Annotated in this window: 16 protein-coding genes; 9 read left to right on the top strand and 7 right to left on the bottom strand. The window is 39.2% G+C overall.

Annotated features, from left to right (window positions below):
• Positions 1–52 precede the first annotated feature (52 nt).
• The 4 genes from GFB48_RS04555 to GFB48_RS04570 are packed head-to-tail and all read left to right on the top strand — an operon-like array spanning position 53 to position 6,489.
• Positions 53–3,733, top strand: coding sequence for an ATP-binding protein (locus GFB48_RS04555; RefSeq protein WP_163931776.1), 3,681 nt, complete (start codon positions 53–55; stop codon positions 3,731–3,733).
• A complete protein-coding gene (locus tag GFB48_RS04560; protein WP_163931779.1) occupies positions 3,726–4,346 on the top strand; it encodes a hypothetical protein in 621 nt (206 codons plus the stop codon). The genes GFB48_RS04555 and GFB48_RS04560 overlap by 8 nt, the downstream gene beginning before the upstream one ends.
• The gene (locus GFB48_RS04565) at positions 4,346–5,602 is read left to right on the top strand and encodes a hypothetical protein (protein WP_163931782.1); all 1,257 of its coding nucleotides are present in this window, start codon (positions 4,346–4,348) and stop codon (positions 5,600–5,602) included. The genes GFB48_RS04560 and GFB48_RS04565 overlap by 1 nt, the downstream gene beginning before the upstream one ends.
• Complete coding sequence (locus GFB48_RS04570; RefSeq protein ID WP_163931785.1) at positions 5,599–6,489, top strand: hypothetical protein; 891 nt, start codon at positions 5,599–5,601, stop codon at positions 6,487–6,489. Before GFB48_RS04565 ends, GFB48_RS04570 begins: the two co-directional genes overlap by 4 nt.
• Positions 6,490–6,613: 124 nt before the next feature.
• Here the strand turns inward: GFB48_RS04570 and GFB48_RS04575 are convergent, their stop codons facing one another.
• The 4 genes from GFB48_RS04575 to GFB48_RS04590 all read right to left on the bottom strand — a co-directional run bounded on the left by GFB48_RS04575 (position 6,614) and on the right by GFB48_RS04590 (position 11,132).
• Positions 6,614–8,383: a GGDEF domain-containing protein gene (locus tag GFB48_RS04575; protein WP_163931788.1), complete on the bottom strand. Its 1,770-nt coding sequence runs from the start codon at positions 8,381–8,383 to the stop codon at positions 6,614–6,616.
• A gap of 56 nt (positions 8,384–8,439) precedes the next feature.
• Complete coding sequence (locus GFB48_RS04580; RefSeq protein ID WP_163931791.1) at positions 8,440–8,697, bottom strand: hypothetical protein; 258 nt, start codon at positions 8,695–8,697, stop codon at positions 8,440–8,442.
• Positions 8,698–8,875: 178 nt separating this feature from the next.
• Positions 8,876–9,874: an adenosine deaminase gene (gene add / locus GFB48_RS04585; RefSeq protein WP_163931794.1), complete on the bottom strand. Its 999-nt coding sequence runs from the start codon at positions 9,872–9,874 to the stop codon at positions 8,876–8,878.
• 61 nt (positions 9,875–9,935) lie between these two features.
• Positions 9,936–11,132: a CaiB/BaiF CoA-transferase family protein gene (locus GFB48_RS04590; RefSeq protein WP_163931795.1), complete on the bottom strand. Its 1,197-nt coding sequence runs from the start codon at positions 11,130–11,132 to the stop codon at positions 9,936–9,938.
• Between the two features lie 198 nt (positions 11,133–11,330).
• Here GFB48_RS04590 and GFB48_RS04595 point away from each other — a divergent pair, with 198 nt between their 5' ends.
• Both GFB48_RS04595 and GFB48_RS04600 read left to right on the top strand, forming a co-directional pair.
• Complete coding sequence (locus tag GFB48_RS04595; RefSeq protein ID WP_163931798.1) at positions 11,331–11,813, top strand: hypothetical protein; 483 nt, start codon at positions 11,331–11,333, stop codon at positions 11,811–11,813.
• A gap of 16 nt (positions 11,814–11,829) precedes the next feature.
• Entirely contained in the window at positions 11,830–12,621 is a 792-nt protein-coding gene (locus GFB48_RS04600; RefSeq protein ID WP_163931803.1) for a DUF2189 domain-containing protein, read from the top strand.
• Between the two features lie 15 nt (positions 12,622–12,636).
• Here GFB48_RS04600 and arfB read toward each other — a convergent pair whose 3' ends face one another.
• Entirely contained in the window at positions 12,637–13,056 is a 420-nt protein-coding gene (arfB, locus tag GFB48_RS04605) for an alternative ribosome rescue aminoacyl-tRNA hydrolase ArfB (RefSeq protein ID WP_163931806.1), read from the bottom strand.
• A gap of 86 nt (positions 13,057–13,142) precedes the next feature.
• On the opposite strand from arfB, the gene GFB48_RS04610 reads away from it, so the two are divergent.
• On the top strand, positions 13,143–13,493 hold the full coding sequence (locus GFB48_RS04610) for a DUF2750 domain-containing protein (protein ID WP_163931809.1): 351 nt from the start codon (positions 13,143–13,145) through the stop codon (positions 13,491–13,493).
• Positions 13,494–13,511: 18 nt separating this feature from the next.
• Positions 13,512–13,868: a YibL family ribosome-associated protein gene (locus GFB48_RS04615; RefSeq protein ID WP_163931812.1), complete on the top strand. Its 357-nt coding sequence runs from the start codon at positions 13,512–13,514 to the stop codon at positions 13,866–13,868.
• A gap of 64 nt (positions 13,869–13,932) precedes the next feature.
• Here the strand turns inward: GFB48_RS04615 and GFB48_RS04620 are convergent, their stop codons facing one another.
• A complete protein-coding gene (locus GFB48_RS04620) occupies positions 13,933–15,072 on the bottom strand; it encodes an arginase family protein (protein ID WP_163931815.1) in 1,140 nt (379 codons plus the stop codon).
• A gap of 100 nt (positions 15,073–15,172) precedes the next feature.
• Between GFB48_RS04620 and GFB48_RS04625 the strand changes: the two genes are divergently transcribed.
• Complete coding sequence (locus GFB48_RS04625) at positions 15,173–16,135, top strand: AraC family transcriptional regulator (RefSeq protein ID WP_163931818.1); 963 nt, start codon at positions 15,173–15,175, stop codon at positions 16,133–16,135.
• On the opposite strand, the gene GFB48_RS04630 is transcribed toward GFB48_RS04625, so the two are convergent.
• Positions 16,121–16,699 carry a thymidine kinase gene (locus GFB48_RS04630; protein WP_163931821.1) on the bottom strand — a complete coding sequence of 193 codons (579 nt, stop codon included), beginning with the start codon at positions 16,697–16,699 and terminating at the stop codon, positions 16,121–16,123. The genes GFB48_RS04625 and GFB48_RS04630 overlap by 15 nt on opposite strands.
• Positions 16,700–16,753 lie beyond the last annotated feature (54 nt).

A 16,753-nucleotide genomic window follows, 5' to 3' on the forward strand; every position in this document is an offset into this window, starting at 1 on the left:
GCACAAGTAATCTAAAGCATTAATAAAATAATAGTTAAAACAAGGACTCGGTATGTCGCAATTGACGTTCCAGCTAAAGCGAATACTTATCATTGATAGTTTTTGGAAAGGCAAAACCAATGAAATACGTTTCGATGAACACACCCAATTAGAAGGAACCAATGGCGCAGGTAAAACGACTATTATGCGCCTATTGCCTCTTTTTTATGGGATGCGACCGAGTGAAATTGCTTCTAAGGTCGATCAAGGCAAGAACTTTGCGGACTATTATTTACCTAGAGATTCCTCTTTTTTAGTTTATGAATATCAGCGACCATCCTTAGGTCAACTAAAAACTTGTATTATGATAGCGACCAGTGATGGTCGCCGTGTTAATTATAAACTGATTGAAGATCAATACCGCAGTGAATGCTTCATTGCAGTAGATGGTCAACCATTTAAGCTAACGGAAATCGAGCGTCATTATAAAAAAATTGGGGCCTACGTTTCTCGTAAACTAGGCGTAGATCAGTATAAGCAAGTCATCCAGAATCTTAATCAAAATAGGACTTCTGAATTAAAGTATGAGCAACAAAGGTTCAGTTTTAGCGATCGCCCTATGCCCCACATAGATAAGGTAGTAGCCGGCACCATTGAGAAGAACCTTGATTTCGACACCGTTAAAAATATGCTGGTGGCTATTTGTGAAGATCGTTTAGCAAGGCAATCCAATCAAATCAATAAAGAGCAAATCTCTTTAAACAAAGAAGAAATCGCCCATTGGCTCAGTGATATTCAAGCGTCTCGTCAAATCCTAAACTACCGAGAAGCGATTAATGACTGCCACAGTTTATTTATCCAATATGCGGATAAATTAGAACACTTAGGTCACCTCTATGCTTTGGTGCAGCAGCGAGAAATTGACACCCGCCAAACGCAACAAGGCCTGGATGCTGAACTGGCTGATATTAAAACCCAATTTAAACTGCAATCGGCAGAGCTGTCGAGCACAATTGATAGCATTGAAGACAGCAAGGCCCAAAACAAAGCTGATTTAAAGGGATATAGCGCAGAATTAGAAGCCTTAGACCGAGCTAAAGATCACTTTGATGAGCAAGATGCAGCTAGTTTCAAAATAAAGGCGGCGCAGCTCAATCAATTTCAGCAAGAGCTCATCGATGTCGAACAGACGATTAATAGTTACAGCGGTGAAATTGGCAAAACTGAGCAGCATTATCATCAATTAATAGAAAAGTTAAATTTAAAACGCAGTCAAGGAGAGCGGGATAAATTAGCACAGATCCAGCTGCTGCAAAATGAGCAAAATAAACAGCTTTCAGAAATAGAAAGTCACTACAACGATCAACGCAATCTGCTGGTACAGAGTCATCATGCTGGACAACTTGAAATTAATAAACAACAACTCGAACTGCAACAACAACTAAGCGATTTACAGCAACAGCTGCAAAACCCTCGATTACCTGTGGAGCATATAGAGCGAGTCGAGCAAAGTCGAAATGATTTAAATAACGTACAAGCAGAGTTGAACTACCAACTCAGACTTTTAAGTCAAGAAGACAAGGTACTTGCAGATTTAGACAAACAGCGTCAACAACAATTGGCGCAACTAAGCGTTCTCAAGCAACATTATCAAGAACTCGATAAACAATACTTAGCCCTAGAAAAGCAGCTTTATCCTGAAGCGGGCTCGTTACATCATTTCTTAACGCAACAAGAGCACCATAAAGACTGGATCAATGATATTGGCGCCCTGGTATCCCAGCAAACATTAGAAAGAACAGACTTGAACCCCCAATGGGTTGCTGGTGAGCAAAATCTATATGGTTTTAAACTCGATAAGCAAGTATTAAGTCTCAATAATAAGTTGGCATTGTCCCAAGAGCAACTTAGTGAACAACTTGATGCACTGGATAACGAACGTAATGACAAACAGGCACAGATACATCAAGCTGAATTAGAACTTACTCAAACCAACAGTCAATACCAAAGACAGCAACAAACCATTGCCACCACTGCTGCTAAAGAACAAAAAATTGCTCAACAAGTAAAGCAGTTACAGCAAGAATTAGATGCTTTAAGTGTCAAAGCTAAGCAACTTTTAAAAGAAGTCGTGCAAGATTTACAAAAACAAATAGCACTAAAGAATGATCATGCAAAACAATTCGAAAATAAGCTTAGTGCAATTTTAGAGCAACAAAGTGATGAACTTGAAAGCCTCCACAATAACTCCTTAGAGCAAAGGCTTCAGGTAGAATCAGAATTTGGCAGTCAGATTGAAGAACTTGAACTTCAAAAGCAGCAGTTAATTGAACAATGTGCTCAAGATAAAAAAGACTATCAACAACAATTAAAAGATGCCATCAAGCAGCTTGATAGTGACGGTACTATTGCTAAATTAGCCGAGCGTCGTCAAGCATTACTCGATAAAATTAGACAGTGCAGTGAATTTGCTAATCAAGCTCGTATGTACCAAGACTTTATGGAGCATCAATATATTAATCGCAATGTTTTATCTAATAAAGTTAATGAGCTTGAAAGCATTGTCAAAGCTCAGCAGACTGAGCTAGATCAGGCTAAGCACCAACTTAAAGCCTGTAGGGATCAGTTTAACCTTGGAAAAAATAAACTTAATCATCAATTAGAAGCTTTAGAACATCGCCAAACTTTACTATTGAGGGCGATTCGTGAATTAGAAAAGATTGAGGTAGAAGCAAAATTAGCCACTGACCGGCAACAATTTAGTGCGGATACTATCGCCAGTTTTGTTGATAGTGGGATCAGTGAATTCAAATCCCTCAGCATAAAGATAAAAAAATATAGCAATGATTTTGAAAACACTATTAGACGATTCCCGCGCTCGCAGTTGTATGATACTTGGTTACAATTACTCGACAGTCAAGATCAAGCACTAGGTCAAAGTATTCTGAAATACCAGCAACCATTAATCGATATTTTGCACGCTGCTGAACAATTAAAAAGTTTAACTTCACAAAAAGTTGTTGCCAATGCTAACTCTATTAATGAGTTATATCGACATCTTGAAAATTTCGACCGTCAAATTAAGGCTGTTGGTGCCAAACTTTCAAAGCAAGTCACTTCACTGGCACGATTCAGAGCCCTCGCAGATATTAATGCACATATAGTTACTCGCTTGGATCAGCAAGAATACTGGGCGCCGCTATCGAGTTTTGCTGAATGTTATGAAATTGCCAAAGACAGCCTTTTTAATGCTAATGCGGATATTCCAGAAGAATTGATTATTGCTATGGAAGAATTGGCACGAGTTTTACCAAGTGAAGGACTGATGCTTAATCACAGAGATTTATTTGAAATAGAATTTATTATTGCCGAACAAGGGCAAGTTAAAAAAGCACGTAATGCCCGTCAACTTAAGAAAATTTCTTCAACAGGTTTATCCTACCTAGCAATGTTATCACTGTTTTGTGGGCTGCTAGGGATGCTTCGAGAAGCATGTAAAATCCCATCACATATTATTTTGCCAGTCGATGAACTTGGGGAATTGGCGGCTGAAAATATTGAGTTGCTGCTGAATATGTTTTCTGACAACAATATTCAAATGCTTTCAGCATCTCCAGCTACTGATAGGCAAATTTTGATTCTCTATAAGACCCATTATAAGCTACAAAACCAGAAGATTTATCAAGCTAAAGTGCCTGTTACCAAGCTAGAAAAGCTGGCGCTCGCGGCTAAAGGAGCTGCTGCCCATGTTTAAACAAACAATTGAAACTCTGCTAGCGGGTAAGGTCATTTGTGTCACCGCCTATGAGGATGAATTTAATTACTTAAATGAGCCCGCACATTTGCATAGAGTCAATGAATATCTTCAGCAAATTGACCGCAGTGTTACTCAATTTGAACTGGCTGGTGCCTATTACTGTACCTATCAAAACATTGATGCCAGTAACGAAGAAGCGATCAGTCATCTGTTTTCTGATGTTCGTAGACATTTCCGCCCGTTAGTTGAATGGTTAGATATGTTGTTACGAGCAACGGGAGCCGATTTACCCTTACGAGGTAAAGATAAGCTGCACTTTAGTCGATTATTGGAAGCTTTTGAGCAAGACAGCAGTTTAACCGAGGGGCTTCGCCAATTAACGTCATTAGTTCCTTTCAAAACAACTAAATTAGAAGTCAAAGAGCAGTTAAGCCATGTATTTAAAAGACTTGAAGAGCTCGACTACTTAGTTCGTCATTCGCAAACGGGTAACAGTTATTATGCCACAGCTAAGTTTGACCTGATTTATTTGTTAATCGAATTTATCAACGATGTCGAACAACTAGAGCTTGAAGACAGCCCTGAGCAGCAAGAGGAGTTACAGTTTTAATGGCCACCGCTGATCTTGATTCTGTCATTGCTCTGTTAAAACGTGTTGGAAGCGGCGCAGAAGTGCTTAGCCAAAGTTACACCTTTGGCACCATTACCCAAAGCAAAGAAAACGAAAAACAAATTGGTGAGTTAAGAAAAGCAAAGCTGATTAGGCTGGGTAATGATGCTAATCAATACCGCTTAAATGCCGATTTAAAGCGGATGTTAAATCGACTCTTAAAGCAACAAACTCATTACCGTAGTCAAACGGCAATGGGCGACTTAGTCAATCAAGCCCAAGAGTATGCGGATGATTATCAATACTCACTCCTCAATGGCTTCGATGACGATGCCGATTATTATTTCGACGCTTTAGAAGATCTGTTATTTGATGCCAGAGATTCAATTGAGCGCTCTATTGAATCTATGGCCTATGCGATATCAAACCAATTTGGTTTCGTCAGCTCAATTAGTGCTAAAGTGCGAGAAAATGAACGAGCGCTGAAATATTCGCAAAATTTATTAACTGAATTATCTCAAATTAATCCAGAGCACTTTTATGCTTGGTTCGATTGGGCTTGCCCCAATGAATTTGCACGTAATATCAGTAACTTTATCCGCTGGTATCAACAAATCTTAGGGCGTATTCGTCACCTAATTGAGCGCATGAGTGAGTCATTGTTCCGCCTGAGAAAGCAAGAAAAGCAAGCCTCACAACTTAAGGCGATGGCGAGAATGCTTAGAAAAAGAGCAGACTATCAAATACCAGAAAACCTATATCAGCATCAGCTTTTGCCTCAGGCCCTAAAAATTACTCCAGCGTTAACCAATCAAGCTTGGGTAGACTTAAAGCAAGAAAATATTGCTGTTCCATTGACTAAAATTGTTCACCGATTACGTAAGCTCAGTCAAGATTTTACGAAACTCGACCGACAACGAGGAAGTGTTGAAGATCTTCAGCAAATCACCATTGAAGCGGTTCCAGATTGGGTGAATGATGAAATTGAAAATTACTTAGAAGCGGCCATTATTGAATCGGGGCAACAAGGACAATTGTGGGCGCTACAGTATTGGCAACATAATCAGCAAAAGTGGCTACATCAGCATCAACAGGAGTTACCCGCTAAACTGTGGTTAGAACTGATCTTCGCTTACTATTGTAAATTATCGCCGAGGTTACAACAAAGCTTTAGAATGGAATTAGAGGAGCAGCAAGTATGCCAAACCAATAATAATTTCACTTTTAGTGATCTTAATTTTACTCTGGCATCATGAACTTAAATAAATTACAAATGGCAACCATCAGCGATTGGTTTAACAAAAGGCCAAAATTCATCAGTTCGAGTAATAAAACCCTCAGCTTTTTAAATCATCAATTACAATTAGATATTGATTTTACCCCTAACCAGATCCCTCTTACTGGTCGGTTGCTAAGGGCCATAGAGGTGGGCTTAAAAAACCATCGTTACCCAAGTCCTCGCTCTAAAGAATTCACGGCCCCGCAAACAAGATTACAGGCCGCAAGCCGATCTCATGATGAAAAGTGTGGGTCGGTTCAGGTCAATCAAAATCAAATATTAATCGCCAGCCCATCTGGTAAACTACTAATAAATAATTCAATCGTCGAATTTCCATGCAGCCTGTTCGGCGCCAAACTCAACCTAAACTATAAGCTGATAGATAGTATACAAGCTCACTCTATAGTGGTTGTTGAAAATGAAATTATTATGAGTCATTTACATGATTTGATTTTGCCACCCGCTCTAGAAAATGCTTTGTTTATATTTCGGGGTACGGCTCAGAGTTCAAGAACCATCTCGGCCTGCGATCACTTCATATGCAAATGGCGCAAGAGCAAGCCCATAATTGGATTTTATGATCTTGATATTAGTGGATTAAAAATGATCAAGGAGCTTAAACCAGACCAGATTTTACTGCCACCACAACAGCTATGGTCGTCTTTATTCAGCCCACAATGGAATGATCTGATAGGCAATGAACAGCGTTTGTATAAGCAACAGCAACAATTTGATAATTTAAAGCAAACACTCAACAGTATCACTTGTCAGCAGCTGCTCGAGCAAATCACCAAAAACCATCAAACAAGAACCCAAGAACATTTATTACAACATAAAGTGCCTTTAGTCTTAATGGATTTTTAAAGATATCGCCAGCAACCCCAAATGCCATAAACCTAATAGTGAAACTTTCCTTAAAACAAGCAATTACCTAAACAGTAGTACTTGGCTGACAACAATAAACCAAACAATCTCAGTCTACTTCTGTCTAATTAACCACATTCGATAACGTTTGATTTTTGCTCACTTTATAAATATGTAACTGATTTTTCCCTAAAGATTTAGCCTTTAATAAGGCTAAATCAGCTCTTTTAATACCAGTTTCTAAATTAGTTTCTTCACACTTATTGGTACTTTGACCGATACTTACAGTAATCTTAGGAGAAATTTGTAAACCCTCAATGCTGGTATGCTCAATGGTTTTAATAATTTGCTCGGAAACGGCCTTAGCTTGAAGTGATGTGTATGTTGGCAATAACATTAAAAACTCTTCCCCTCCAAATCGGCCAAAAATAGCGGTTTTGGGCAATATTTTAACGCATGTATTACATAAATGTTTAAGTACAATATCTCCAACATCATGGCCTAAACCATCATTGATCTTTTTAAAGTTATCAATATCAATCAATAACACTGAACACTCTAGATACTTCTTATCCAGTTCTTTCCACAATAAACTTGCTTTTTCCATCAAATAACGTCTATTTGGTATCCCAGTTAAGTAATCAGTTTGCGATTTATGCTTGAATCTTAATCTGGATTGATGAAGTCCATAAAAGCTACTTACAATAATAACCATTACAAGTAGTACAACAAGGATGATAGCTAACTTCACTTTATTTTGTATATCATCAGACTGACTTTTAATTTCTTGGAGCTCTTCTTCAAGGTCAATGAGTTGTTTAAATTGGTTAGAATAGACATCACTAGTAAGTGCAGTAGAGGTATAAAAGCCATTGTCGGCAATGCTTTTAACCAATTGGTTATAGCGATTAAGAAGTTTGGGGTTTTGTTCGCCTAAATATAATGCTATATCAATCCTGTCCTGTTGCTCTTGTGTAAATTCCACCCCTTCTATCTCAGGAAACTGAGCAATGGTTGACTTCATCTCAGCAATTAAGCCTAGTTTTGAATAACTCAGTGCCAGTAGATAGAAACTGTTAGCAACAAAATAGTGTTCTTGAGTGGTGGTCTTGAGTTCTATGGCTTGGATAAAGCTCTCAACAGCATCTTGATAGTTTGCCTGAGCGTATTCACTGCGACCTTTATTGAACCAATAAAAGAACTGAAAATCCGTCCCCTGCCAATAGTTCTTAGACAGAGCAAGCATTTGCTGTAAATGAAGCTCGACTAACTCCCAATCTCGTAACTGTATTGTCACAGTGATCATAAAGTGTAATAGATCGAGCTGACCTTGAATGGCTCTTCGTTGCAGCCAAATCCCGTAAGATTTTGTCAGAAAATCATAACTGCTCTTGTATAACTTATGGGAAGAATAAAAACTACCAACAGCATTATAAAAAATGGCTAATTCCATAGAATCATCAATTTCACCATTTAGTGCAATATTCATGACTTGTTTAATTAAATACTGACCTTCGACAAAATCATCTTTTTCTGTGAAACAAAATAAATACTGATTAAAAGCCGCTAATTTAATTTTATCGCTGCCCCTAGTAAGCGCTATTTCAGTGGCTTTTTTTCTATCTGGGCAATATTCGTTACGATTATTTGTGAGCAGATAAACAAGGTAGCTACGACTAAGATAAGCTTCAACTAATGAATGAACATCATCACTGCTGGCGCCAAGCTCTATAGCTTTAGTGTATTGCTCAAGTGCCTGAGTGTAATCATTGGCAAGCTGATATTGCTCACCAGCGTTGAGGTAATCTTTTATGGCAAGCTGAGTATTCGCTATTGATGACACACTCGTTAGATAGCAAGTAGCAAATAATAATAATGATAACAAATACTTCATGGATAATTAACGTGGTTACAGTTCATTTACTAAGCTACCTAATCAGGATGCATTGTTCAATCAAAATCGTCTTCTAGTTTTAGCAGCCAAGCCTCAAAACTTGTCGAACATACCTCGCCTGTTGGTGCAGCCTCAATCTTAATGCGCTTTTCTGAATACTCATTTTCACAGAGATATTTAGCAATCATCATCCCCTCTTTCAGAGCGGAAACCCTAGCCACTTCGATATTGTCGCAAAACACGACAACCGCTCCAGTGTGCTTTGGGTTAACCTTAATTTCTAGATTTGATTGATATGGGTGACATTGAGTCATGTGATGGCCATCAATTTTAAAAGTGGCAAGAGTATGCTTGTTAAATCACGTAATTGAAAGGGTTAGTCGCAGCCAAAGATGGGTACAGTTTACTCAGTTTAAAAGACACAGTTCCAGCGAGAGCTGTTGGCAGCAACAAAAATCCCCCTTTAGGGGGATAAATCGATGGCTAGCAATATCAACTGTCTACTCTGCTGCTGAGCCAGGCTTTTACTTGATCATCAGCAAAACATGCATTTATTGAGGATTGGTAGATGGTTGCATAGGTTTCTTTGGTCAAAGCAAATTGTTTAAAAACTTTCTCTACTTCCTTGGTCATAGTGGTATTTGAAACGGTGCGATTGTCAGTATTAATACTGACAGGCAGTCGTTGCTGTAACATCTGTGGTAGCGGGTGCTTTGCTAAGCTATCAACCGCTTTTGTTTGGGTGTTACTGGTAGGGCAAGTTTCAATAGAGGTGATGTTATTCCTGACAAAATCGATATCACTTGTTCGCTTCATTAACGCAAGACCATGACCAATTCTTTGTGCTTTGAGCAAAGACACGGCATCAACGACATTTTGACTATCACCCTGCTCGCCCGCATGAATAGTAATATTAAGCCCTAAACGGCGTGCTTTGTCACAGACATCCACATATTGTTGCGCGAAGCCGGGGTTTTCTGCACCCGCTAAGTCAAAACCGACGATAGGGTCACCAACAAATGGCTGTACTTGTTCTAGTACCTCATGCATGGATTCCACTGACAAGTGTTTAAGCATAGAAATGATAACATTACCTTTTATGTCCAAATTCTGAACAGCCTTAGAAAGCCCTGCTTTGACTGCTGCAAATATTTGTTGGTAGCTTAAGCCATTAACTCTATGAAGCTGCGGACCAAAGCGTACTTCTAAATATTTAACATTTTCGCTAGCAGCATCTTCATAAAGCTCATACGTTACCCTTTCAATCGCTTCTGTTGTTTGCAACACTTTAAGAGGTAGCTCAAATCGTTGCAAATATTCACTAAGGGACTGGCAGTTTTCATCCACAACTAGCCACCGCTTAAGTTCGTTAACATCATAACTGGGTAGCTCGATATTCTGAGCAATAGCTAAATCGATAATAGTGGTAGGTCTCACACTTCCATCAAGGTGACAGTGTAAGTCAATTTTTGGTAGTCGATGGTAATCCAAGTTACAGCCTTTATGATTATATCTTTGCTTGCAATACTAGCATAAAGGCGCCTTTTGCACTTTAAATTATTACTTCGAGGAGCCTTAATTTTCTTATTTGCTCTAGGGTTAACCCTAGCTCTAATAAAATGCTATCGGTACTTGCACCAAGCGCTTCGGCTGCCGTCGTTGATAAACGCTGATTATCAATTTTAATCGGATTAGCAAGTTTAGTCACCCGCTTGCCACTGTGATGGTCAACACTTTGTACCATGCCAATGCGTTCAATATAAGGGTTGTTAAGAGCTGACTCAAAGGAATTAACTGCAGCACAAGGGATCTTTCCTTGTAACATGCCTATCCAATGACTGGTGTTTTCTTTAGAAAATATTTTATCTAATAATTGTTGGATTTGATCACGATGTTGGGAGCGTAATGAAGTGCTGGCAAAGAGTTCATTATCGAGTTCAGCAGTCCCTAATTGATTCACTAAAATCCGCCAAAACTTGTCTGTCATTGCCATTATAAAAATATAGCCATCTGCGGTTTTATAAAGTTGACATGGCACCGCTGCTGGATGGGCGCTTCTGGGCATACGCTCAGTGATATGCTGACAATTAAAATACCAGCTAGAGAGGTAGCTTAACTGGTGCAAAGCAACATCGAACAAAGACACATCAACATCACAACCTTGTCCAGTTTTGCCCGCACCAATAATGCCTGCTAACAATCCCATTGAGGCAACCGAACCCGTCATAAAGTCAACCATAGACACCCCGAAACGAGTGGGTGGAGTGTCTGCTTCACCGGTTAGAGACATCAAACCAGCTTCGGCTTGCATTAAATAATCATAACCCGGCCAACTGGCCCTGTCGTTATCACGTCCATACGCTGACAGATGGCCACAAACGATTTTGGCATTAATATGCTTTAAGCTTTGGTAGTCTAAGCCCAGTTTAACAGCTTGATCACCTCGGAGATTATTAGTCACAGCATCAGCATTGCTAACCAGTTGATGAAATATCGCTGTCCCTTCTTTGGTCTTTAAATCAATACCCAAACTATGCTTATTGCCATTAAAAGTTTGATAAAAATAACTATCATTCTCAGCAATAAAAAATGGCCCGGTTTGCCTTGAGACATCTCCCCCCATTTGAGGTTGCTCGATTTTAATTACATTGGCACCTAAATCTGCTAAATAAGCACTACCATAAGGGCCTGCTCCGTATTGCTCAATTGCAATAATTGTTATGCCATCAAGTGGTTTAAGCTTACTCATCACAAACCTATAATCTACTTAGAAGTTACCCTACTAAAGTATCATAATGTTGACACAAGCAAGAAAACTGATATCTCTCAAGATTGATTTTTGCCAATAGTAAGCCTAAAACACTTTGTCTTCGTATAATTAACTCATGTAGGAATTAATTTGCCCATATATAACGGATTATTGTACGACTCAACCGGAGAGTTCACTATGAACCAGTACATCTATTTGTTGAAAAATGAAAGAGCCGCCAGTGAGATCTATAAGCTACTCGCCAAAGCCCCTCTTCTCAAGAACAATGTTCATTTTGTCAGCCATGCCAAACAACCAAACCCCAAGCTTCCTAAATACAATTTCTTTATTGAATCGGATGCCATACACAGTGGTGTTCTAGGAGCTATTGCAGGTTTCGGGATAAGCGGCTTGCTGATCACCTTGTTAGAATTGAGTAACATTTTGACCCTGCCCGCAGTGGTGGTTATCGGCATTGGTCTGTTTAGCATTCTTTTCGGTTCCTGGCTGGGTGGCTTCATTGGCTTTCAGAAAGAAAACTATAGATATCATGAGTTTAAATCTGAATTAGACCAAGGTGAAGTGTTATTAATTATCGATTGTCCTGCAAACGCCGTAAAACAGACTACATTTGTTATGAAGCAGTTTGAAAATAATATACATAAACAAATTCAGCCATAAACATTAGGAGCCTGCCATGCCTAAAGTTATCGACTCTGGGGTAGTAAAACCAACGAACAAAGATTTCGCTCGAACTATCGAATCAACCAAACTCGACATTAATGCCCCATTTCATTGGCTTGAGTTAGCTTGGCAAGATTTTCTAAGAGCCCCTGGGTTGAGCTTGTTGTTCGGCGCTTGTTTTGCTGTCGCTACGTTCGCAATCATGTACTTTGTGTACCTGCAAAGTTCACATCTGGTGATATTACCCTCGCTCGTATTGTTTGTACTTGCGGGGCCATTTTTAGCCTCTTGCCTTTATTCCATAAGCTGGGACCTCGCCCGTGACAAACAACCGACATTGCAACACGCTTTGTTTGCGATCTCTCGCAACAAAACCAGTAAATGGGGTTTTGCAGTATTCTTGGCAGTCACTATGATTCTGTGGATGCGCATCGCCGCATTACTGCATGTGTTTTACCCAAGTGAAACGGGAGCGCCTATCTTCGAATTTTTGCCATTCCTATTAATCGGTAGCTTATTTGGACTGGTACTTATGACCTTTGTATTTATGGTATCAGCATTTTCTATGCCATTGATGATGGAACGGAGAGTGGACTTAATGACTGCCATCATCTCCAGCTTTAAAGCAGTTAAAGCCAACAAAAAAGCCATGATAATTTGGGCGCTGATGATTGTCATTGGTGTACTCGTCGGTATTCTCACTGCTGGAATTGCTATGATGGTGATCATGCCTCTCTTAGGCTATGCAACTTGGCATGGCTACCTAGAAACAATCACCACCAAACAACCCAGACATTATGAATAATGTCCTGCACAGCCGCTAAAACTTGACTGATTGGCGGTTTGTTTTTTTCTGACTCTGTTGTGATTTAGTTTCCAAGCGCCGTCTTTGGGAACTTTTTGTGGGCTTGGTCGCGACTCTTTTTTTCGTAACAACCATTGCCTTAGTAATGATCTCGGCAAGGGTAGCCAGTGCCTGCTGTCTATTTTTCAATTGAGTTCGATGACTTTGGGATTTTATTATAATGACACCATCTGAAGTCAGATGATGGTCCTTACTTGCCAGTATTTTGATCTTATATGCTGAAGGCAAACCACTACTATTGACATCAAACCTTAAATGGATGGCTGTTGAAACCTTATTAACATTCTGTCCACCAGCACCCTGAGCTCGAATCGCCGTGATTTGACATTCCCAGTCATGAATGGCGACATTATTTGATAATGTGATTAACTTCATACACAAATGCTTACTTAAATATACTTAAGCGCTATAATAACAAATATTTAGGCAATCACAGCCTAAAGTGACACTAGGATTGATTAATGATCGCACCCCAAGCCAGTTCAGATCCTGAATTAAGGTTAAAACATTTACTTAATGCCGTTAAAGCATCCAACAAGATTTGGATCCTTACCGATGCGGATGGTTGTATGATGTTGAATACAGAAGACGAAGATTGTGTTCCTATTTGGCCAAGTGAAGAAACCGCTAAGACTTTCGCTATAGATGAATGGCAACACTGTCAGCCACAACAAATTTCGGTTGCTAAATGGAAGAGTCGTTGGAGTTATGGTTTGGCGGATGACGAGCTTGCCATCGTCATCCACCCAGATTCTGAAGGTAACGGTGTTATATTAGATCCATTAGAATTTGACCAACTACTTCCAAAATAAACGTTTTCAGGAAAGCAAATGACTATTAAAAATAATTTACAGGCTCTATACGATAAATTGGAAAAATCTCGTCGCAAGTTAACAGCAGCAAACGATCGTGGTGACAAAGCAAGCAGTATTCAATTTACTCTAGAAATCAAACAACTTACTAAAGAGATTGAATCCAATAAGCAAAAGCAAAGCCGTGACTTAGGGGATAAAGCAAACAAAATAATGCAATTGAAATTTAAACGTGCACTGACTAAGGCTGAGCAAGCCGATATGGGTAAGCTTAAAAAATCAGTACGCGGTCTTGAAGTCGTTCACCCTATGACTAAATTAGGCAAGCAGATGGGTATTCAAGAAGTAACTGGTTTCGCCCCGACCAAGTTTTAATAAAAAATTAAATACAAATAAAAGGTCAGCAGTTGCTGACCTTTTTTATCATTACTAAATGAGATTAGAACTCAATATTACGACCGAAGTTCATTGGCCATTTAGTTGGGTTTTTCTTGTCTTCACGGATATGACGACATTCTGCAAGCCATACTAAGAACTCCCAACCAAACGCTGCTGTTAATAGCGCGTCTTTTTCATCATCGTTCTTTTGTGGAGCAAACTCGGCAATATCCGCACCCACTAAGTTAATGCGCTTAGTGGCTCGAAGTTTACGGAAAATATCGTAATACATTCGAGCAGACACACCAAATGGATCTGGGCTAGAGTTAGCACTGTGATCCAACATATCAAGCCCATCAAGATCGAACGTTAGATAAACCGGACGACCATCACCCATTTTCTCAAGGATAACATCGACAATATGATCAACACCTAGATCATATATCTCATCAGCAAGATAAAAATTGCCACCAACTGCTTTAGCTTTACCCTGTTGAGTTGCACACCAACGCCCACGCATACCTAAACTAACACTGGAAGCTGGGTTAATCGCCCCTTCAGAAGCTAAGCGCATATACCAGTTGCCAGAGTTGGCTTCGTAATCGAAATCTTTACGGGTAAGCAGATCAAAGTGACCATCAATATGAATAAGAGAAATTGGTCCATGTACTTTCGCTAAAGCAGAAGGTCCTGGGTAGGCAATAGTATGATCACCGCCAAAGAAAAATGGCACCGCTTTATGATTGATCACCATATCGTCGACAATTTCTTGAGCACTGCGCATTTCTTGATCCAGGTTAAAATGGCCTAGGCCATCCCAATTACCATAATCAATGATATTACACAGTTCAAATGGCATAGTACCATCTTGATGAATCAGCCCCATGCCAGTTTTTGAGGCGTCGCGGATCGCATCTGGACCAAATTTGTGTCCTGCAGCATTAGGGGAACACTTATCCATGGTTAAACCATACATAACGATGTCTGCACCAGAGAGATCATTGACATACGGTGCACCAAAAGCGCCTACATGCTGTTTACCCAGTAAGCTATAAGCTTCAACGCCCTGTTCGCTCATACGATTTTGCATTGGGCCAAATTCAGCATTGATATAAAAATCAGCATCTGATTTATTCCAAAAGATATCGTAATACTTATCAAGATCTGCTTTAGGAATTTCAATACGTTTAGGTGTGAACATTTATACATCCATTGTTTTAATTATTTTCACAGACAGTTTACCTCTAGATAACAATTCAATATAATGACTTTTGCGGACACTAGAGTGACATTTCAGGCCAATGCAATCATTAAATCAATTCCATCAAGAAGAAAACTTTATCAAGCACACCATCAAATATTTACAAGCAATTTTTGCTGACTCTTCTACATTATCTTCAATAAATGCAGAACATTTAGTCGATTTTAGTTCTTTATTACAGAAGGTAGATTTAATTACCACACAATTAAAAATTCCAGAAGTTGGCCTGCTATTAGGTAAGCAACGTAAACTGGATGATATGGGCTTACTGGCTTTTGGTATGCGCTCGTGTAAGAATTTACAGCAAGCCTTAGAGTACAGCCTACACTTCCCTAAAATGGCTGAATTATATGCAAAGATACAACTGTCGTTTGATGGTGAATATGCTTATATTGAAGTGACCAACCAAGCACCAATAGTCTTAGTCAATGACATCAGTATTGATGATTGCTTAGTACATTATTATTACGGGATCTTAAACCTAATTGACGTCAATCCAACCCATATACAGGTGCTACTTACTAGCCAAGATCCAGCCAAAATAAGCCAATACAGGCAATACCTAGATACCCACCCTATTATTAATAGCAGCAAAAATGCACTAAGATTTCCTCAACAATGGTTGTCTAAAAAAATCACTAGCAATATCAATATCCAAACTGAACAGTTAGATGATACTGAAGATGGATCTTTGATCGCAGAAATAAGATTAGAGCTTTTGAGACACTTAGGCGGTGAGTTGCCAAGTTTAGAAAAAATTGCAGCAAAATATAATGTCAGCAGTCGCACCTTAAGAAGAATGCTCGCCGATGAATCGACTAATTACAAAAAGTTAGTATTAGATTTTCGGATTGCGGTCGCGAAGCTCTACCTAGAACAATCCAAACTCGATGTCTTAAGTATCTCAATATTATTAGGATACCAAAGCCCTGCTCCATTTTTTCGTGCATTTAAACGAGAAACTCAGCAGAGCCCATCTAGTTATCGATCAAGCATCCATTAATTGACGATAATGTTTACGGCATAAGGATTCATAGACGTCGTTGCCTCCAATAGCAATTTGCTCCCCTCCTTTTACAGCATCTCCTTGCTCATTTAAGCGCACGACCATGGATGCTTTGCGGCCGCAATGACAGATGCTTTTTAATTCAATAAGTTTATCAGCCCATGCTAACAAGTATTGGCTACCACTAAATAATTCACCTAAAAAATCGGTGCGTAAGCCATAGCACAACACAGGGATATTCATGTGGTCTACAATATGAACCAATTGTAAAACTTGAGTCTTTGACAGAAATTGAGATTCATCAACCAGCAAACAATCAACAGCACGTTCACTGTTTAACGTTTTAACTATCTCAATAATGTCATCATTACCATTAAAGATTAACGCATCAGCTTGAATGCCAATTCGGCTGCTGACTTTACCAACGCCATATCTATCATCGATAGCCGCTGTTAGTATTTGAGGATTCATTCCTCTTTCTTGGTAGTTATAAGCCGATTGTAATAAAGAGGTCGATTTTCCTGCATTCATCGCGGCATAATAAAAATATAACTGAGCCATATATCCTTCTTTTACATAAAAAAACCTCGGCTAAGAGGCTTTTAAAACATCACT

The organism is Paraferrimonas sp. SM1919, assembly GCF_010993985.1.
Taxonomy (GTDB): domain Bacteria; phylum Pseudomonadota; class Gammaproteobacteria; order Enterobacterales; family Shewanellaceae; genus SM1919.